The organism is Solibacillus sp. iso_87, from assembly GCF_056173085.1.
Window position 1 is genome coordinate 3905449 of the sequence record NZ_CM149656.1, and the last position, 19842, is coordinate 3925290.

A 19842-nucleotide genomic window follows, 5' to 3' on the forward strand; every position below is an offset into this window, starting at 1 on the left:
CAATTAATGAAAACCAAATTTCATAAGTATAAAAAGAAGCATATTCACTTGATGCGAATATGCTTCTTTCACAAAATTTATAAACCGCACTTACTTATGGTACGGTTCACCTTAACTAATTTAAGTGCGGTAAAAAATGCTTTAACATATTATTACTTAATTAGGTGGACATTTTAGATAGACGCCTTTCTTTATACACTAAACCTTGCGCTAATAAAGCCGCGCCAATCATTTGCATGACTATTTTTACAAATACTTGACCAACTATAGCTGCAGGGACGGCTACCCAAGGTATAAAGCCTGCACCAATTGGACTTAATCCTACAACTACAAAAATAACCGAATCTAGCAAGCCTCCTACAATTCCACTATAAAATACGCGCCACGCCATCGGTAATTTTAAACGTGTATAAATTTCTGTATCTGTCGTTTCTGCTACTAAAAATGACAAGGCTGAAGCTGCAACGATGACCAATGTGTCTCCCAATAAATAGGACACCACTGCTGATAATACTAACGCTAAGAAGATAAAGGCATATGTCTTTTTGCGGCCGTATTTATTTTGAACTATGTCGCGGAAAATAAATGTCGCACCAATAAAGAATGAGCCCATCGGTATAATAAACATTCCAAATTCAAGTGGCATAAATCTCGCTGTTACGACATTTGCCGTAACAATTGATATTAAATAAAGTAAAACTCTACTCATAAAATCCTCCTATCTTAACGATTGTGCATAAGCTTCCATTCCTTGCAGACGAAGTTTACATGCCGGGCACTCACCGCATCCATCCGCTATTATTCCGTTATAACATGTCAATGTTTTTTGACGTACAAAATCAAACGCACCTAGCTGATCCGCTAAAGCCCATGTCTCTGCTTTATTGATCCACATGAGTGGCGTATGTATAACAAATGATGTATCCATTGATAAATTTAATGTGACATTTAATGATTTTACAAAGGCATCGCGACAATCTGGATAGCCACTAAAATCGGTTTCACATACACCTGTCACAATATGCTTAGCGCCAATTTGGCTTGCTAAAATCCCTGCGAATGATAAAAAAACTAAATTACGACCCGGTACAAATGTAGATGGGAGCTCACCTTCCTCTCCTTCATTTATTTCGATATCGTCACGCGTTAAAGCATTCGGTGCTAACTGATTCAAAAGCGACATATTTAAAATATGATGTCGTACGTTCAATTCCTGTGCAATATGTTTAGCGCATTCAATTTCTAGTGCATGTCGTTGTCCATAATCAAAAGTTACTACTTCTACCTCTTTAAAGTTTTTTAAAGCCCAAAACAAACACGTTGTACTATCTTGCCCGCCACTAAATACAACAACGGCTTTTTCATGCTTCATTATTTTTCCCCTCACTTTGCATGCAAAATTTACCGAATAAAAAAATTATCGATTATCAATTTTTTCAGGATATAAATCATGATTCATTAAACGATAGTTTGCTATTTCTTCATATTTCGTACCTGGACGACCGTAGTTACACCATGGATCGATTGAAATACCTCCACGTGGCGTAAACTTGCCCCATACTTCAATATAGCGAGGATCTAAAAGTTTAATCAAATCATTCATAATAATATTTACACAATCTTCGTGGAAATCACCGTGGTTGCGGAAACTAAATAAATATAATTTTAACGACTTACTTTCCACAATTTTCTTATCTGGAATATATGAAATATACATCGTTGCAAAATCCGGTTGCTGCGTAATCGGACAAAGACTTGTAAACTCTGGGCAATTAAATTTCACAAAATAATCACGGTTTACATGTAAATTGTCAACAGACTCTAATACTTCTGGTGCATATGCAAATGTGTAACTCACATTTTGATTCCCTAATAACGTTAAATCCTCTAATCCTTCTGTTTGGTGACGACCAGACATAAAAAAACCTCCTTAAGTTAATACCGTAGTATTCCAAGGAGGGCTAACTGTAACGACTATAAACAAACTATTAGAGGCATAAAAAAAGCCACATCCGATATGGACATGGCGTAATATACATGTATCCATAGTTTTTTATAGAGGGTATCAGCTATGAACCTCTCCTGAACAACTCAGGTATTTCATTATTTTTCATTCTATTATATATATTGGCATATGTAAATTAATATTTCTAAAATAATTTGAGCTTACTTAACATTCCCTATCATTTTACTGCCCTGAATTACACGCCTCTTTTATTTCCCCATATGAGAGTATGCAGCTGTGGAAGTACTTTAACATCGTTTAATTGTTCATCCATCATCACTTGATCAATGAGCATTTCATACTTTGCCAATAGATAGTTTGCTAATTGTCCAGTGTCTAAAGAGGTAATGTCATCATTTCCGACTTGTAAATAAAATGGGGTGTCTGGGTATCGTCGATGTACTTCTTTGGCATACTCATAATCCTCTTGATTAAACACGACGATTTTTAGCGACACGTGCTGATTCCCATTTTGAATTTTCAACTTCTCTAAAATATGGGACAGCATCAAAAAATCTGTTGTCATGCCTGAGCTAGGTGGCTTTGGTGAAATTGTCAATTCATCGATATCGTATAGCCAATCCTGCCATTTACTTCCTTGCGTCTCTACCCCAATTTTTATATTGTTTTTTTTAAAAATCGCAGTCAGTGCACCTAAGTTATACAGAAGTGCTGGATTTCCTCCTGAAATGGTGACAAACGAAAACCTGTTTCCACCAATACGTTTTAACTCCGCCCATATATCCTCCGCTGTCATTTGCTTGATTAAATGCTTGCCGCTGCCATCCCATGTAAATGACGAATCACACCAAGAACAGGCATAATCGCATCCAGCTGTGCGTACAAACATCGTCTTCTGACCTATTACCATACCCTCACCTTGAACTGTAGGACCGAAAATCTCAATTACAGGGACTTTACTCAACTTCCATCCATTCCCTTCTTGCTTCAGCATAGCTCGTAGGCGTTTCATATAGCTTAACAAACTCTACACGTGTGCCATCATAACGTTGCTCCTTTTGCAAAGCTTCATGTAACTTTTCATAAATCCAAACAACGATATTTTCAGCTGTTGTATTCATCGGTGGTAGCGTTTCATTGATATAATGATGGTCCAAGTGCGTTTCGATTTGTTGCTTCCAAATTTCCTTAATATCCCCAAAATCAATCATCAACCCTCGATCATCCGTATAGCCGCTCAAGCCTAAAATTACACGATACGTATGTCCATGTAAATTTTTACACTTTCCCTCATAGTTATGTAAATGGTGCGCAGCGTCAAACGTAAACTCTTTACTCACAAGCACCCGTTTTGCATGATACTTTAATTGACTTCTTTTTATATCTACATCCATTTTTTGTAGCTTATCGACAATTCTAAAACCTGGCATACGTTAAAATCCCCTCCACATATAAATATAAAAAAACTCCCTCGTAAAATGTTTCCGACACTTTCCAAGAGAGGTTGCTATGAATCGTTCTATTAAAACATATGAATAAAACATAAAAAGCCATGTCCTATATGGACATGGCGAATTGTCATGTTTCCATAGTTTTTTATAGAGGGTATTAGCTATGAACCTCTCCCGTTTTACTTCGGGTATTATTGTATAAGATTATAATATATAAGTATCCAGAAGATTTCAAATGTAATTCCAATTAAAACCGCACTTACTTATGATACGGTTCACCCTTAATAATTCTGAAACTGCGGTAAATCTGCTCTACTAGCACTAGTTTCATCAACTGGTGAGGCAGCGTCATTTTTCCGAAGCACAGTTTTTCATCCGCGCGATTAAGTACATCCGCATGCAATCCTAATGATCCGCCTATAACAAACGCGACTTTGCTTTTCCCGTAAGTCATTAGCGCCTCTAAATCTGCGGCCATTTCTTCACTCGTTTTCATTTTACCGTCAAGTGCCAATGCGATGACATATGTACCGTCATTGATTTTCGCAAGGATACGGTCACCTTCTTTACGTTTGACGATTTCCATATCAGCTTCACTTAACTGCTCAGGTGCTTTCTCATCCGGTACTTCTACTAAATCGATTTTCGCATAGCCGCCTAATCGCTTCACATATTCCTCAATACCCATTTTTAAATACTTTTCTTTCAACTTACCAACCGAGATGATAGTAATATTCACAACTTATCCACCTTTACGTTCCATTTACAAACAAGTTATCCACAAAAGTTATGCACATATCCACAAATAAAAACTATATATTGTGTAAAGTTATTTACTTGATACAACATATGTTGCGGACTGTTCACAGTAAGAACAAGTTGTTGATAACTTTTCCTCTTCCGATAACAAATCCATCATCGGGAAATTTTCTGTTTCTGCCACGTGCATATCTAACGCATGATCTATATGGGTTTCACAGCTGTACGTCTTCATTTTTAAACCTTCTTTCTTTTCTGAAATTTCCACAAACTTATTCACAATTTTTGAAATGTTATCCACAACCCATTGTAACAGACAAAAAACGAGTAGAAAAGACAAGCCTTTTTCTTCTCTACCCGTTGTGTACAATTTCATTCTTTAATTAAGTTATCCACATTTACAATTGTGCATTTTCCACTAACTCTAAATTAGCCTCTACTATTTTACCGTTGCGATATACTTTAATTTTTAATGTATCGCCAATAGATTTTTGATTATATAAATGTTTACGAAGCTCAATTGCATTTTCGATTTTTTCGCCATCCATTTCTACAATGACATCGTATTGCTGTAAACCTGCTTTATCTGCAGCTGAACCTCTTACAACTTGAGAAATGACAACACCATTCGTTACTTCTTCAGGTAATTTTAATGTTTGCTGTTGATAATAAGCCGGTACTTCCGTTAAATCGACTAAGGAAATTCCCATAGTTGGGCGTTGTACTTCCCCATGCTTTTCGAGTTGTTCAATAATTGGAATTGCTGAATTGATCGGAATCGCAAATCCTAAGCCCTCAACTGAAGACTGGGCAATTTTCATCGAATTTATACCGATTAATTCACCTGCAATATTCACTAAAGCTCCGCCTGAGTTCCCTGAGTTGATTGCTGCATCAGTCTGTAATACTTCCGTTGACCAGTCTTCTGCACCATCTTCATTTAAGTCGACAGGTACAGAGCGGTCTTTCCCCGAAATTACACCTGTTGTTACCGAACCATAAAAATCTAAGCCTAATGGATTTCCGATGGCAATTACCGTTTCACCTTGTTTTAATACATCCGAATTTCCAAAGTTAGCTACTGTATCGATTCCTTCACTTGGTATTGAAAGTATTGCCAAGTCTGTCCAAATATCAGAACCGATAAGCTCTGCTTTTACTTTCTCGCCATCATCTAAAGTTACTTCAATTTGTTCTGCACCATCCACAACATGGTGGTTCGTTACGATAAAGGCAAAGTTCCCTTCCTTTTTATATACAACGCCTGAACCGCTACCTACCGCTTGAGCTTCTCCCGTACTTTGATTCCAAAAGTTTGGTGCTACATTTTGGATATTTGTAATCCCAACAACGGCACTCGATACTTTTTCAACCGCATTTGTTACATCAGTTGTCACCTCTGTTGCAGTTTGGCTAATCGTTGAGTTTGGGGAATCATTTGTAACCGAGTTAACTTCATTACCACCTGGTAGCTGATTTGCCAACGAGGGGAGCAGGAGCCATAATAATAAAGCACCAACGACAACACCGCTTAAACCAGATAAAAAGTATCCGCCTTTACTGCCTCCTTTTTTATCTTTTCTACTTTGCCGCTGTTTTTTCTCTTCTTCTTCTCTTTTTAAACGAGCCTCAAGCTCAGCAATACGATCATTTTGAGTTTCTTGCTTATCGTCTTCAGGATAGTATCCCATATCGCTCATCCTTTCTTTACTCTTCTTACTGTTAGCATACACACTTAACATTAAAATTAGATGAAAATCACATAAAACCTAATTAAAAATTGTTTATAAAATAAAAAAGGTATGCTAAAAGTAGAAACTTTTAACACACCTATCTTTTACCCATATTTACTTCAATTATGCCTTGCTAAATTAAACTGTCACAAGCTTTGTCGGCTCATTGGCATCGGTATCATGCAGATGCAAATATTCCCCTGCAATAATGCCGCATGACTGTAATGTCTGTTCTACGCTCATCCGCGCCAGATCTTTCATATTGTTGTCTTTACTTAAATGCGCCAAATAAATTTGCGTCGGTTTTTCTGCTACAACATCAGCCATTGCTACTGCAGCATCCTCATTTGAAACATGTCCTACATCCGATAATATACGGCGTTTAATACTCCAAGGATATTTGCCCATTTGAAGCATACTCACATCGTGGTTACTTTCAAATACGTAGGCATCTGCTGCTGAGATATATCCTTTCATCCGGTCACTGACATAGCCTGTATCTGTAATGACAACTAGCTTTCGCCCGTTCTCATAGAATGTATAGAACATCGGTTCAGCAGCATCGTGAGACACGGCAAATGATTGAATATCCAGCCCGCCGAATGTTTTTACAGTTTCCATATTAAAATCAAAACATAAATCGGTTGGGATTGTTCCTACTAGCCCGTCCATCGCTGTCCATGTTTTTGCATTTGCAAATACAGGAATATTATATTTACGTGCAATGACACCGAGCCCTTTTATATGGTCACTATGCTCATGTGTTACTAAAATACCTGATAAACTTTTCATATCACGATCTATATTAGCAAACAGTTGCTCCATTTTCTTTCCGCTTAAGCCTGCATCAATCAAAAATGAGTGTTCATCATTTTCTACGTAGACTGCGTTTCCTGTACTGCCACTTGCTAAAACGCTAAATCGCATTGTTAAAACTCCCTACTCTTCCAAATCCTCTGTCTGCTCGACAATTTCGGATAAGTCATTTTGGATCTCCACAATTCGTCCTTGTACCGCATTCACAAAATGTATTTCTTCTGTGTCATCAGCCAGTTTTACCCGCACTTCCCATGTCGGTGCAAATACTTGTGTTTGCGTTAATTGAACAATTGTAGAGTAGCCTAGATTCATTTCCGTTATCTGAGAATCTGGTTTTAATAAATTCTTTCCATATAGAATCTGCAATACTTGTCTTGCAGTTAATAGATTCTGTTCTTTATCTAATTTTTTATGCTCTTCCAGCATTGTTTGCTCATAGGAAACAATGCTGTTTTCATCATCCCAATAAAGTTTTACATAACCACGCACATTATAATACAGTGTTACATCATTCACCTTCTGGAAAAATGTCGCTTCTCTTTTCTCTTCATCGATACTCCAAAGCACATAGGAATTACCTTCATATACATTGTTGTGGACAAATTCAGTATATGAATCTCGGGTATCGCTTTTCTGTAGCTTTACAGGCTTGTCCATCGTCACAATCAGCTTATTGTTATTTTCGATCTTTGCACTTTGATTCGGAAAGTATGGCACTTCAGATGGAGAGAAATTTTTAATTTGTCCGGAATAATATGCCGCACTTTCCTTATTGTTCGGAAGGGCAATATACGTTATATTATCTTCCTTCAAACGGGCTTCGATTTCCACCGTTTCCCCTAAAACTTCTATTTTCTCTCCTTCTTTATAGCTCTCTAAATACTGCGTATATAAAAAGAGATTCAATACTAGAAAAACCCATATAAAAATAGTTTTCGTTCTACTCCAATCCAAATTCATCACCCCCTGTTTCCTCGGGTGAAAGGCGTGTCCATTCATTGTTTGTTACGGCAAACCATTTTGGCTCCAATACGAGGACTAAATCCGTATCCTGCTCCGATTCTTCAAGCGTTAATTCGTACCCGACAACGATTTCCTCTGTTTCATTAAATAATTTTTTATCATTTGTACGGAGTGACTCAGCTATTTGTTCCCCTGATTCCAGATCTCTCTGTACCCCATCAATATGAGTATCCATTAAATAATAAGGGCGGCGGTAACGGAAAATACGGTCTTCACCCCAAGTAGTTACGAGACGAGTCATCGTATCATTACTGTATACAGGAAGACCCTGTACAAATAGCTGATACTCTGTACTATGCCTTCCAATGTCCATATAGGACAAGCGGTAATCCATTGTAAATCCACCATGGTCATTTATAAAATTATAACTGTCCTTCAATAATCTTGTCGAAGGAAGCGGTGTATTACTTTCTGCAGTCGGGTATACATAATTTATTATCCGATTTTGGCTATCAACTGTCATTAACGATGTTCCATCAGTAAACCTTTCTGATTGAGAACTTTCAATATTCCTTTGTACGATTTTTAAATCGGTGAACAGAATCTTTTTAAATAGATCAGGTTTAATATCTACAGCTAAATATCTGTCCCTCGCTAACTGTATAGGATCTTTGGCCACATATAAAGAGCGTAAAGCATCCCGTTCAACTTCAACGTATTGGCCATAATCATTTGCCGGTTCAATTACCTTCTCCATGAAATAATCCTTATCAGGTACGCTTGCATACGCTCTATATAATAATCCTTTTTCTGTGTTTAGGAAGAGCAACTGAAGCTGATCGCTATTCTCAACATTTGACCAGTCTATAATAAGACGTGTAAAGCTTGCATCTGGTATTTCATTTTCATTATATGACAAAAGATTAGAGAAAACGCGCAAAGGAATTTCTTCCTTATAAAACATTGTTATGCGATTATTCATACGTACCATTTCATTCATACTACTGTCTGAAAGGTCAACATTAATTAAGTCCATCTCGTAAACTTGCCATGAACGTAAGTGTTTATATAGTCCTTTTAAAGGTGTTGAAGAGACTGTACCGTAAAATTGGTCATTTTGGCGATACAACAATCTGTATGGTTTTATTACTTCCTGTATGTCCTTCGGTTTGCCGACAAGTACTTCCTCAATCTGGGTCTCCTTTATCGTTTCATATTCCGGTTTGTAATTCCAAATAAGAAGTGTAAACACTATGCTGAGTAGAACGAGGAATGCTAATAAAAAAGATTTTATCTGTTCAACATATTTCATTCCCAATCACCCGCTTCATCCAATTCATATGGCAATGTGAAGAATATCGTAGTACCCTGGCCTTCCTCACTTTCTGCCCAAATTTTCCCGCCGTGTGCTTCAATCATTTCACGAGCGATTGCAAGACCTAAACCTGTTCCACCCATCGACCTTGCTCTTGCTCGGTCTACACGATAGAAACGATCAAAAATTCGCGTCACATTTTCTTTCGGAATTCCCATGCCATCATCTGAAATCATAACGCGAATCATATTATCATGAACGGTAAAACCAAAACGAATATTGCCGCCATCCGGAGAATACTTCAATGCATTTGAAATAATATTATCGATTACCTGTGTCAGCTTATCGGTATCAATATCAACAAAATAACTTTTTTCCGGAAGCAATCGGATAAACTCTACATTTTGTGACTTCGACATTTCAAATCGGTCGATAATTTGCGTGAAAAACTTATTAAATTCAACAAACTCCAAGTTCAGTTCATACTCCTGGCTGTCCATTTTTGATAACTGCAGCAAATCATTAACAAGGCGGATCATACGCTCTGTTTCAGTTTGTGTGACGTTTAAAAATGTTGGTGCTATATTTTCATCTTTCCACGCACCTTCTGCAAGGGCTTCTAAATAGCTGCGCATCGTCGTTAACGGCGTACGCAATTCATGGGAAACATTCGCAACAAATTCACGACGTTCCATATCGATTTTTTCTTGTTCGGTAATATCATGCAATACTGTAATCAGACCATTAACAAAACCTGTTTCCTTTTGAATTACAGAAAAGTTTGCCCGTAACACATATGGCGCATCATTCATACTAAAATCAAGATTCACAGGATCTTTCATATGAATCAAGTCTTCAAAACTATACTCCTGGTCTAAACGCAATACCGATGCAATCGGGCGGTTTAAAGTTGTTTCACGTGAATCATGAAGCAATTCCAATGCCGGATCATTAATCAAAATAATTTTCCCTTTACGGTCTGTTGCAATTACACCATCTGTCATATTACTAAGTACGCTTGCCAGTTTCCGGCGTTCAGCCTCTGTCGTGGATTGTGCTTCCTGAAGGCGATTGGTCAAATGATTGAAGGCAATGGCTAACTGTCCAATTTCATCTGTTCCGTATACACGCACTTTCCTTGCATAGTTCCCTTTTGACATTGCCTGCGCCTGTTTTCGCATATCGGAAATAGGGCGAGTGATGGTTCTCGCAACTAAAATTCCTAATATAATCGTAATAGCAAGCGAAACTGCAATACCTGCTGCAAAAATACGATTAATTTCATTTAATTGCTCATATACCTTTTCAATATTCGATTGAACGTAAATGACACCCTTCAATTCCTCCTTGGGCCCTACATTATCCATAATAGGGACAGCCAGTATCCACATGCGATCTCCTGTATCCCGATCCATTGAAACCTTATCCAACAGTGTTTCGGAAGACGCGGCCTGTTGGATAATTTCTTCATTTATCCGTTGACCAACAATTGCCTGGTCATTATCGGAAGTAGCCAATATACGGTATTGACGGTCCACTACATTGATTTTGTTAATATCTTCTGTAGAAAAACTCTGCAAAATGGACTTTAAACTATCCTCTATCGTAGGAGGCGTATTTTCATCGCGCACTTTTAACATTTCTTCACGTACACTATAATGCACAAGCTCTATTCTTTGGCGAATCGAATCCTGGAAATTCGTTTTTAAACTCGTCTCCAGCTGCTTTGAGAAATAAATGCCTATAATTTGAAGAGCAATAATAACTAATAGGACATAAATCAGTACAAGCTTTACATGGATGGACTTAAAAAAGCTCACTTTTTGCATGTATTTTACTCCTGTTCAGGGTTTCGTAAGTAATAGCCGACTCCTCGTCTCGTAACAATCCATAAAGGATGACTTGGATTATCTTCAATTTTTTCACGTAAACGGCGGATTGTTACGTCCACTGTTCGTACATCACCGAAATAATCATACCCCCATACTGTTTGCAGCAAATGCTCACGTGTCATAACTTGACCAATATGTTTTGCTAAATAATGCAGTAATTCAAATTCACGGTGTGTTAATTCAATTGACTCGTCACGCTTTAATACTAAATAGGCATCTGGCTGAATCGTTAAAGAGCCCACTACAATATCGTTCGTTTCCGCTTGTGCTTCTTCTATTTGGGCAGGCACATTTAATCGGCGCATATTCGCTTTTACGCGGGCGATTAATTCACGTGTACTAAACGGCTTTGTTACATAGTCGTCAGCACCCATTTCCAACCCCAGCACTTTGTCGATTTCCGAACCTTTTGCCGTAAGCATAATAATTGGGAAATCATATTTTTTGCGCACTTCACGACATACTTCCATGCCGTCACGTTTAGGTAGCATAATATCCAGCAGCATTAAATCAGGCTGTTCCTCTTCAACTCTTTGAAGCGCTTCGTCCCCATCGTATGCACAAATGACGCGATAACCTTCTTTTATTAAATTAAACTGCAGAATGTCTGCAATTGGTTTCTCATCGTCTACAACTAATATCGTTTTATCCATCGTCTAATTCCTCTTTTCTCATATATTCTCTATATAATTATGAAAGGTTATCTTTATTTTTACTATAACTACTCTATCATGCTTTGCCGTTTGGTGCATTATACAGCTATACTGCTATGATTATTTTCCGGGAAATATTCCACCCATTTAAGAATAGTTTTTGAATTTTATCCACTCTAATAACTTGAAGACCATATTATAGAAAAAGCAGTCCAATTCTGTCTTGGACTGCTAAAAATTAATCTAAATATGATAACGGATTTACTTCTTTACCGTTTTTATGAACTTCGAAATGTAAGTGTGTGCCTGTTGAACGCCCCGTTGAACCCATTTGTCCTAAAGCGGAGCCTTGTTCTACTACTTGTCCAACTTTTACATCAATGCGAGATAAATGGGCATACAATGTTTCAAAACCGTTTTTATGGTTAATCACTACATAATTTCCGTATGTTGAATGCTTGCCTGCAGTTTTGACAACACCATTATCTGACGCTTTTATCGTATAGTTTGATGGACGGGCAATATCAATACCATAGTGGTAACGTCCCCATCGCTCTCCCATATTACTTGAAATATAGCCACCAACTGCCGGCCAAGCAAAAGTACCGGTTCCAACAGAAGGGATCACTTTCGTTCCGACAACGACAATACGGTTTTCAGGCTCAGATACTACATTTGCCTCTGACTGTATTCTTTCAGTACGGACACCATTCTCTTCAGTGATTAAGTACGAAACTTCTTTCTTGCCCTTTTCGCCTTCCTGCTTCACTACTTTTTTACCTTTAAGCATCGTTGCATCTTCTTTGACGATTTTCGCAAAGTCCATTTCCTCTACTTTTTTCTTTTCATAAACCGTCTTTACTGTAACAAATGGCTTTTGTACAGTTACATTGACTTGTTCGCCAATTTGAAGGACAGTGTCTGCTTTAAGCGTAGGGTTGATTTTTAATAACTCAGCAGTTGTTAAATCATGTGCTTTTGCAATTGAACCTAACACATCTCCTGCTTTTACAGTATATACTTCTTGCTCCAATGCACCTGTTTGTAAAAGTTGTACTGCTTGTTCGGCAGAAACAATATTTGCCGGCTCGGCTAACACTTCATCACCTGTAATCGGAGCAGATAATGTAAGATCGACCAGGCGTGTTTCATCCTTTTGTAATTCGGGTACAGAATCTTTAGTTGCATTGTTTTGCAATTCTTTTAAATCGTTTTGTGTTACAAATTGAAGCTTTAATCCGTCAATTACAGCTTCAAACTCTTTTTTATCCTTCACTGATGCAACGACTGTTTCTCCCACTTTTAGTGAGTAGGCTTGTGCCTGAACAGTTATTGCCTCTTGAAGGTTTTTTAATGTCTGCTCTTCATTAGCTTCGACTGTAAATACTTGCTCTGGTATAAGTGAAATATCAGCGCCTGCGTCAATAGTTAAGTCTTCATATTGTTCGCTTGCCTCTTGCTCTTTTTGCTCGACAATCTCATTTACTGTTGCTTCATCTGCAACGGAACCTACGTATGTATCAGCTACATAAACGTGGAAAACTTTAGCGAATTTTTCTTTATCTGTTTCATTCGCGAAACCTATATTGAATGTCACTGTAGAAACAAGTAATGCAAATAATGTAGCCATTTTAAGTTTTCTATTATGACGATTCATTAGACTTTGATTAGATTTTTTCAAGTCTAACTTGTTTCCTTTTGAACTCATGATAAAGCTCCTTTCGACTAGATCTGTCCTATAAAAATGATGTATTTTCTTTAAATAACTAGCGATTGCTAAAAACACACTTTGCTAATGTACCATATTTCTCATTTCAAATGAACCGCTCCAGTCTTTTTGTAATGTAAATGTATTATTTTCTAAAAGAATGTTACATTTTTAGTAGGTAAAATAGTCCACTAACCCTCCTTATATCCATTTATAGTTTTTCCTAGTAACAAAAAAAGCATATTAAAAGCCGGCTAGACTTTTAATACACTTCTATACTTCAAATAATTACTTCCAAATTTCATTTACGATATTTGTTTGCTCACGTGAAGGGCCAACTGAGAAAGTCATCAATGAAATACCTGTAAGCTCAACAATGCGCTGTACATAATTTTTCGCATTCTCTGGCAGCTCATCAAATGTGCGAACGTTCGTCACATCTTCTGACCAACCTGGCAGTTCTTCATAGACAGGTTTACACTGTTCAATGATTTCCAAGTTTGCCGGGTATTCTGTAATCTGTTCTCCGTTATATTCATACGCTGTACAAATTTTAACCGTTTCAAGCCCTGATAATACATCAATAGAATTTAAAGCTAAATCCGTTATTCCTGAAACTCGGCGTGAATGACGAACTACAACCGTATCAAACCACCCAACACGACGCGGGCGACCTGTTGTTGTCCCATATTCACGGCCTACTTCCCGAATTTGCTGGCCAATTTCATCATGAAGTTCAGATGGAAATGGACCATCCCCAACACGGGATGTATATGCCTTACAAACACCAACAACGCGCTCTACTGCTGTTGGACCAACACCTGATCCGATTGCTGTACCGCCTGCTACAGGGTTTGAAGAAGTTACATATGGATAAGTTCCTTGATCGACATCAAGCATAATTCCTTGTGCTCCCTCAAACAGCACTTTACCGCCTTCATCAACAACATCGTTCAGCACTTTCGATGTATCCGTTACATATTGGGCAATTTCTTGACCGTATGCGTAGTATTCCTCGAAAATATCATCAAACTCTAAGCCTTCTACTTCATAAAACTTCGTAAATAAACGATTTTTTAATGTTAAATTTGCACGTAATTTTTTTTCAAATGTTTTTTTATCTAAAAGATCTGCTACACGAATTCCGATTCGGGCAACTTTATCTTGGTAGCAAGGACCAATTCCTTTTGCTGTCGTTCCTATTTTTTCATCACCACGTGCCGCTTCCTCTGCAATATCCTGATGAATGTGATATGGCAAAATAACATGTGCACGATTGGAAATTCTTAAGTTCGATGTATCAATTCCTCTAGCTTGCAGTCCTTTTAATTCCGTTACAATTGACTTTGGATTAAGAACAACACCATTTCCTATAACCGAAAGTTTATCCGGATAAAAAATTCCTGAAGGGATTAAATGCAATTTATATGTCTCTTCACCGATTTTAATTGTGTGACCCGCGTTATCTCCACCAGCATAACGTGCGATTGCATCTGCTCTTTTTGAAAGGAAATCTGTAATTTTACCTTTTCCTTCATCTCCCCATTGCGTACCTACTACAACTACAGCTGTCATCTATGTGCACCTCCGACGAATGAATTACCTAACGACTAAAATTATGTATTAAGTATTTCATTCTTATTCATAAGAATTTACCTTTTAATTCCTTAATGATGAAACATGAACATTTTAACAAGTTCAAATCATAAATGTCAACAAAAAACACGAACATCCACATTTAACTTATGCGGAACGTTCGTGTTTAAGTGTTACTCCTCTCGTGGAGGAGGGGTAAATTCTAAATTCAGGAATTTATTGTACTCTTTACGGAATGCCAAGCTTACCGTGCCTGTTGGACCGTTACGCTGTTTTGCAATAATTATTTCGATAATATCTTTACTTTCCGATTCTTTATCGTAGTAATCATCACGGTATAGGAAGGCTACGATATCGGCATCCTGCTCAATCGAACCTGATTCACGCAAGTCACTCATCATCGGCCGTTTATCCTGACGCTGCTCTACACCGCGGGACAGCTGTGATAAGGCTATTACAGGTACTTTTAGTTCACGTGCTAAACCTTTTAAAGAACGGGAAATTTCCGATACTTCCTGCTGACGGTTTTCCCCTGGCTTACCGCTACCTAAAATAAGCTGCAAGTAGTCGATTAAAATCATCCCCAAACCGCTTTCCTTTGCTAATCGACGGCATTTCGCACGTATATCCGTCATGCGTACACCAGGAGAGTCATCGATATAAATACCGGAATTTGATAAACTTCCCATAGCCATTGTCAGCTTACTCCAGTCCTCTGTCTCCAAAGCACCTGTACGCAAGCGTTGTGCATCAATATTGCCTTCTGCACATAACATACGCATGACAAGTTGGTCCGCGCCCATCTCAAGTGAGAAAATAGCTACATTTTCACGGGCCTTTACAGCAACACTTTGGGCTACATTTAGGGCAAAGGCTGTTTTACCAACTGATGGACGGGCTGCTACAATAATTAAATCGTTGCGTTGGAAACCGGCCGTCATCTTGTCCAAATCACGGAAACCGGTAGGAATACCTGTCACATCTCCGTCACGTGACTGGAGCTGTTCAATATTATCAAATGTCTGAACAAGTACATCTTTTACGTGCTTAAAGTCGCCCGCATTTTTACGGTTCGAAACTTCAAGCATTTTCTTTTCAGCTTCTGCTAAAAGAACCTCTACCTCATCTTCACGCGTATATCCGTCATCCGCTATTTTAGATGCAACGCGAATAAGGCGACGTAAAATCGCCTTTTCTTCTACTATCTTTGCGTAATGTGCGATATTGGCAGCTGTCGGAACAGCACTCGCCAATTCCGTAATATAGCTTAATCCGCCGATATCCTCGAGCTCTTTTTTTGCTGATAATTCTTCCGTTACAGTGACAAGATCAATTGCTTTTCCCTGATCGCTCAAGTTCAGCATCGTTTGGAAGATCTTTTGATGTGCAATATGATAAAAATCATCTGCTATAACAATTTCAGATGCTGTTATTAGAGCTTGTGGTTCAAGGAAAACGGCTCCAATGACCGATTGTTCCGCTTCACTATTATGTGGAGGAACTCGGTCCATCATGGATTCGTTCATTGTTGTCGCTCCTTATTCTTCAATTACATGTACCTTTAAAGTAGCCTTTACATCTTGATGTAACTTCACTGGTACATTGGCATAACCTAATGAACGAAGTCCTTCATTACAATCCATTTTGCGTTTATCTACTTTAAAACCATGTTTCTTTTGTAATGCATCTGCAATTTGCTTAGTAGATACTGAACCAAATAGGCGACCACCTTCACCTGATTTCGCTTTTACTTCTACTGTAATTGCTTCTAATTGCTCTTTTAAATCTTTCGCTGCCTGCAACTCTGCCGCTGCATTTTTCTCTTCTAAACGCTTTTGACCTTGCAGTTCGCTAATTGCCTGGTTATTAGCTTCTTTTGCATAACCGTTTTTAAGTAAAAAGTTACGTGCGTAACCTTCTGCTACTTCTTTAATTTCACCTTTTTTGCCTTTACCTTTTACGTCTTTTAAAAATACTACTTTCATGATTCTTTACTCCCTTCGACTACTTCATTAATTGCTTCATATAAATGTTTTTTAACCTCATCAATGGATTGTGCTTCCATTTGGGTAGCGGCATTTGTTAAATGGCCTCCACCGCCAAGCTTTTCCATGACAAGCTGGACATTTACTTCTCCTAATGAACGTGCACTAATGCCGATCAGTCCATCATTGCGATGGGCAATGACAAACGAGGCACCGACATCTTTCATTGTTAGTAAAATGTCTGCAGTTTGTGCGATTAATACTGAATCGTATACTTTTGAATCTTCACCATTTGCTACCGCAATTCCTGCAAACGGGAATTCTACAGTTTGAATAATTTTTGAACGTGCGACATATGTTTCTACATCTTCCTTTAACAGACGTTGAATCAGCACGGTATCAGCACCAAATGTACGTAAATATGAAGCGGCTTCAAATGTACGCGCACCTGTTCTTAATGTAAAGCTTTTTGTATCCACAATAATACCAGACAATAATGCTGTCGCTTCAAGCGGCAATAACTTTTCATTTTGAGGCTGGTATTCCAGCAGCTCCGTAACGAGTTCTGCTGTAGAGGATGCATATGGCTCCATATATACTAATGTCGGATTATTGATAAATTCTTCTCCGCGACGGTGATGGTCAATAACAACCACCTTATCCGTTCTGTTTAGTATCCGACTATCAATCACCATACTTGGCTTATGTGTATCGACAATAACTACAAGTGATTTTGGAGTTATTTTTGATAAAGCTTCGTCAGGTGTAATAAAGCGATCGTAAAAATCAGTTTTTTGTTCCAACTCGGTCATTAACCGGTCTACACTTCCGCGTACTTCATCAAAATTGACTACGACAAATCCTTCAATACCGTTCATCGCAACCATTTTACGAACACCGACAGATGCTCCTATTGAATCCATATCCGGATTTTTATGGCCCATTACGAAAACGCGGTCACTATCTTGAATTAAATCACTCAGTGCATGTGAGATTACACGGGCACGTACTCTTGTGCGCTTTTCAACAGGATTTGTTTTACCGCCATAAAAGCGAATTTTACCATTGGACTGCTTAATGGCAACTTGGTCACCACCACGGCCTAGAACTAGGTCAAGTCCCGACTGCGCTAATTGCCCAAGCTCCACAAGAGATTGAGAGCCTGCTCCAATGCCGATACTTAATGTTAATGATAAATTTTTCTGCATCAATGTTCGTTCACGGATTACATCTAAAATTGAAAAACGCTTCTGCTCAAGCTCCGATAAAATCGATTCATTTAACACAGCCATGTAACGGTCCGATGCGATTCTTTTAACAAAAATATCATATTGTGCTGCCCATTCATTTATAATCGATGTCATCATCGTATTCGTTACGCTTTTTGCCTGGTCATCCATGCCCGATGTAAGCTCATCATAATTATCGATAAAAAGAATGGCGAGTACTGTCCGGTCCGCCATATATTGCTTTTCAATCTGTACTTGCTTTGTAATATCAAAGAAATAGAAAAGTTTCTCTTCTTCTTTATAATAAATATGGTACTTCCGATCATTGATAGCAATGACCGTTTCATTTTTTTGGTCTTCTTTAACAAGTAGAGGCAGCTCTTCTGAAATCATTTCAAGTTCATATCCGACTAGCGATTCTTGCTGCAGTACGCGAAGCATAAACGGGTTTGCCCACTCCACCGTCATTTCATCATTCATTATCAGGATTCCGAATGGCATTTCCAGAAATGCCTCTTTTCCGACATCCTCCATCCGGTAGGAAAGTGTTTGAATATGCTTTTCGGTTTCTACATATGTTAATAATTCAACTTTTACCGTGTAGTAAGCTGCTACTGAATAAATAGCTATAAAGGCTATTCCCACCCATACATTCCACATCATAATAAGGATAGCTGCTACTGCACCAAGTAAAAATAATACTAATAGTGGATATCGAATTGGTCTTTTACGAAAAATCCCCATTCCCATCAGCTCCTCATTTCTGACTCTTTTCTCGAATGTAACTACGTGCATTAAAGCCTAAATCAACAATACCTACTAAAATAACAAACGAATAGAGAGGTATTGCTAAAATTGTACTTAAAACCTTTATAAACTTCGGATAGCCAAACGCATCAATGACAAAATGTATAAATGAGATACCTTGTATTGTTAATAATACCCATAATACCATTGAAATATTTAGCATAATAATAGCCAATGAAGAACCGGCTTCTGGACGAACGAATAAATTCACTGATAAAGCGATTAAGTAATACCATAACACTGATCGTGGTAAACGTAATTCACTAAACTTCGCAAACTTTGGTACGTCTACTTTTAAACGCTTTAAAATCGGTAAATTAACAGTGATAATAATAAATGTTAAAAATAACATGGCAAATGTAATTGAAGCCGGTATTGTCATTTCCAACGTATTTAACATTGTATTCGCCAATTCCATTGTTTCTTTGGGCACAGGTTGTCCAGTCAGACTTTCCGTCATTTTAATCGATTCCATATAGCTCGTCTTCATGAGCCCAAGAGAATCCCGAATAAAATCTACTTCAAACAAACGCAATGAAATTAAATACTGAATCGCAAATGTGATCAGCAGGACAATACTCGTTGAGATAAACATAAATACTTTACTCTTTTTATGATAAATAGCATCCCCTATCGCTACACCTGCTGCTGCAAATATTAATGAAGCGGGTAGTAATAGCAGTCCACCAATAAAAAAAGTAATAAATACAGCAATCACTGCGACTAAAAGCGATGACTTCCGATTATAGTTTGCGCTATACCAAATCATCGGTAATGGAGCAATAATCGCCGCAATAATATTCGCCAGTGGAATATAAAATACGATTGCCATCAGTACAGTGAACAGCGCAATCATCATTGCACCATGTGCCAGCTTTCTTGATTGATTATTTTGCATGGAGAACCTTCCTTATCTGTTGTTCGCTAGACTATAATGCAAGGGCTTTTCAAACTTTGCTATTACAT

General features: G+C 38.0%; 19 protein-coding genes and 2 riboswitches. All 19 genes read right to left on the bottom strand.

Features of this window, described 5'->3' with window-relative positions; genetic code table 11:
* Positions 1–160: 160 nt before the first annotated feature.
* Entirely contained in the window at positions 161–709 is a 549-nt protein-coding gene (locus AC0VXV_RS19975) for a VUT family protein (RefSeq protein ID WP_475529806.1), read from the bottom strand.
* Positions 710–718: 9 nt separating this feature from the next.
* Complete coding sequence (gene queC / locus AC0VXV_RS19980; RefSeq protein WP_475531505.1) at positions 719–1375, bottom strand: 7-cyano-7-deazaguanine synthase QueC; 657 nt, start codon at positions 1373–1375, stop codon at positions 719–721.
* Between the two features lie 42 nt (positions 1376–1417).
* Positions 1418–1918: a preQ(1) synthase gene (queF, locus tag AC0VXV_RS19985; RefSeq protein WP_475529807.1), complete on the bottom strand. Its 501-nt coding sequence runs from the start codon at positions 1916–1918 to the stop codon at positions 1418–1420.
* Between the two features lie 121 nt (positions 1919–2039).
* Positions 2040–2086: riboswitch (PreQ1 riboswitch) on the bottom strand.
* 115 nt (positions 2087–2201) lie between these two features.
* A complete protein-coding gene (gene queE, locus AC0VXV_RS19990; RefSeq protein WP_475529808.1) occupies positions 2202–2930 on the bottom strand; it encodes a 7-carboxy-7-deazaguanine synthase QueE in 729 nt (242 codons plus the stop codon).
* Positions 2923–3396 carry a 6-carboxytetrahydropterin synthase QueD gene (gene queD, locus AC0VXV_RS19995; protein WP_475529809.1) on the bottom strand — a complete coding sequence of 158 codons (474 nt, stop codon included), beginning with the start codon at positions 3394–3396 and terminating at the stop codon, positions 2923–2925. The genes queE and queD overlap by 8 nt, the downstream gene beginning before the upstream one ends.
* 152 nt (positions 3397–3548) lie before the next feature.
* A riboswitch (PreQ1 riboswitch) is annotated at positions 3549–3595 on the bottom strand.
* An 81-nt stretch (positions 3596–3676) separates the two neighbouring features.
* Entirely contained in the window at positions 3677–4156 is a 480-nt protein-coding gene (gene rlmH / locus AC0VXV_RS20000; RefSeq protein WP_251691003.1) for a 23S rRNA (pseudouridine(1915)-N(3))-methyltransferase RlmH, read from the bottom strand.
* Between the two features lie 90 nt (positions 4157–4246).
* On the bottom strand, positions 4247–4411 hold the full coding sequence (locus AC0VXV_RS20005; protein ID WP_079523607.1) for a CxxH/CxxC protein: 165 nt from the start codon (positions 4409–4411) through the stop codon (positions 4247–4249).
* 163 nt (positions 4412–4574) lie between these two features.
* Entirely contained in the window at positions 4575–5867 is a 1293-nt protein-coding gene (locus AC0VXV_RS20010; RefSeq protein WP_475529810.1) for a S1C family serine protease, read from the bottom strand.
* Positions 5868–6047: 180 nt separating this feature from the next.
* Positions 6048–6836, bottom strand: a complete 789-nt coding sequence (locus AC0VXV_RS20015) for an MBL fold metallo-hydrolase (protein ID WP_475529811.1) — start codon at positions 6834–6836, stop codon at positions 6048–6050.
* A 12-nt stretch (positions 6837–6848) separates the two neighbouring features.
* Positions 6849–7682, bottom strand: coding sequence for a two-component system regulatory protein YycI (locus tag AC0VXV_RS20020; protein ID WP_475529812.1), 834 nt, complete (start codon positions 7680–7682; stop codon positions 6849–6851).
* Positions 7669–9003, bottom strand: a complete 1335-nt coding sequence (locus AC0VXV_RS20025) for a YycH family regulatory protein (RefSeq protein WP_475529813.1) — start codon at positions 9001–9003, stop codon at positions 7669–7671. Before AC0VXV_RS20025 ends, AC0VXV_RS20020 begins: the two co-directional genes overlap by 14 nt.
* Positions 9000–10835, bottom strand: coding sequence for a cell wall metabolism sensor histidine kinase WalK (gene walK / locus AC0VXV_RS20030; protein ID WP_475529814.1), 1836 nt, complete (start codon positions 10833–10835; stop codon positions 9000–9002). Before walK ends, AC0VXV_RS20025 begins: the two co-directional genes overlap by 4 nt.
* Positions 10836–10840: 5 nt before the next feature.
* On the bottom strand, positions 10841–11551 hold the full coding sequence (yycF, locus tag AC0VXV_RS20035; protein ID WP_008408338.1) for a response regulator YycF: 711 nt from the start codon (positions 11549–11551) through the stop codon (positions 10841–10843).
* A gap of 238 nt (positions 11552–11789) precedes the next feature.
* A complete protein-coding gene (locus AC0VXV_RS20040; RefSeq protein ID WP_475529815.1) occupies positions 11790–13259 on the bottom strand; it encodes a peptidoglycan DD-metalloendopeptidase family protein in 1470 nt (489 codons plus the stop codon).
* A 288-nt stretch (positions 13260–13547) separates the two neighbouring features.
* On the bottom strand, positions 13548–14834 hold the full coding sequence (locus AC0VXV_RS20045; protein WP_475529816.1) for an adenylosuccinate synthase: 1287 nt from the start codon (positions 14832–14834) through the stop codon (positions 13548–13550).
* A 194-nt stretch (positions 14835–15028) separates the two neighbouring features.
* The gene (gene dnaB / locus AC0VXV_RS20050) at positions 15029–16381 is read right to left on the bottom strand and encodes a replicative DNA helicase (RefSeq protein WP_079523573.1); all 1353 of its coding nucleotides are present in this window, start codon (positions 16379–16381) and stop codon (positions 15029–15031) included.
* A 12-nt stretch (positions 16382–16393) separates the two neighbouring features.
* Complete coding sequence (gene rplI, locus AC0VXV_RS20055; protein WP_475529817.1) at positions 16394–16840, bottom strand: 50S ribosomal protein L9; 447 nt, start codon at positions 16838–16840, stop codon at positions 16394–16396.
* Positions 16837–18813, bottom strand: a complete 1977-nt coding sequence (locus AC0VXV_RS20060; protein ID WP_475529818.1) for a DHH family phosphoesterase — start codon at positions 18811–18813, stop codon at positions 16837–16839. The genes rplI and AC0VXV_RS20060 overlap by 4 nt, the downstream gene beginning before the upstream one ends.
* Before the next feature lie 13 nt (positions 18814–18826).
* The gene (locus AC0VXV_RS20065) at positions 18827–19774 is read right to left on the bottom strand and encodes a YybS family protein (protein ID WP_475529819.1); all 948 of its coding nucleotides are present in this window, start codon (positions 19772–19774) and stop codon (positions 18827–18829) included.
* Positions 19775–19842 lie beyond the last annotated feature (68 nt).

Bases quoted from the DNA above. Each gene is read 5' to 3' on its own strand.
- AC0VXV_RS20040 (WP_475529815.1), bottom strand. From the start codon at position 13,259: ATGAGTTCAAAAGGAAACAAGTTAGACTTGAAAAAATCTAATCAAAGT.
- dnaB (WP_079523573.1), bottom strand. From the start codon at position 16,381: ATGAACGAATCCATGATGGACCGAGTTCCTCCACATAATAGTGAAGCG.
- AC0VXV_RS20045 (WP_475529816.1), bottom strand. From the start codon at position 14,834: ATGACAGCTGTAGTTGTAGTAGGTACGCAATGGGGAGATGAAGGAAAA.
- AC0VXV_RS20015 (WP_475529811.1), bottom strand. From the start codon at position 6,836: ATGCGATTTAGCGTTTTAGCAAGTGGCAGTACAGGAAACGCAGTCTAC.
- walK (WP_475529814.1), bottom strand. From the start codon at position 10,835: ATGCAAAAAGTGAGCTTTTTTAAGTCCATCCATGTAAAGCTTGTACTG.
- AC0VXV_RS20065 (WP_475529819.1), bottom strand. From the start codon at position 19,774: ATGCAAAATAATCAATCAAGAAAGCTGGCACATGGTGCAATGATGATT.
- AC0VXV_RS19975 (WP_475529806.1), bottom strand. From the start codon at position 709: ATGAGTAGAGTTTTACTTTATTTAATATCAATTGTTACGGCAAATGTC.
- AC0VXV_RS20060 (WP_475529818.1), bottom strand. From the start codon at position 18,813: ATGGGGATTTTTCGTAAAAGACCAATTCGATATCCACTATTAGTATTA.
- AC0VXV_RS20005 (WP_079523607.1), bottom strand. From the start codon at position 4,411: ATGAAGACGTACAGCTGTGAAACCCATATAGATCATGCGTTAGATATG.
- AC0VXV_RS20025 (WP_475529813.1), bottom strand. From the start codon at position 9,003: ATGAAATATGTTGAACAGATAAAATCTTTTTTATTAGCATTCCTCGTT.
- queD (WP_475529809.1), bottom strand. From the start codon at position 3,396: ATGCCAGGTTTTAGAATTGTCGATAAGCTACAAAAAATGGATGTAGAT.
- yycF (WP_008408338.1), bottom strand. From the start codon at position 11,551: ATGGATAAAACGATATTAGTTGTAGACGATGAGAAACCAATTGCAGAC.
- queF (WP_475529807.1), bottom strand. From the start codon at position 1,918: ATGTCTGGTCGTCACCAAACAGAAGGATTAGAGGATTTAACGTTATTA.
- rplI (WP_475529817.1), bottom strand. From the start codon at position 16,840: ATGAAAGTAGTATTTTTAAAAGACGTAAAAGGTAAAGGCAAAAAAGGT.
- AC0VXV_RS20010 (WP_475529810.1), bottom strand. From the start codon at position 5,867: ATGGGATACTATCCTGAAGACGATAAGCAAGAAACTCAAAATGATCGT.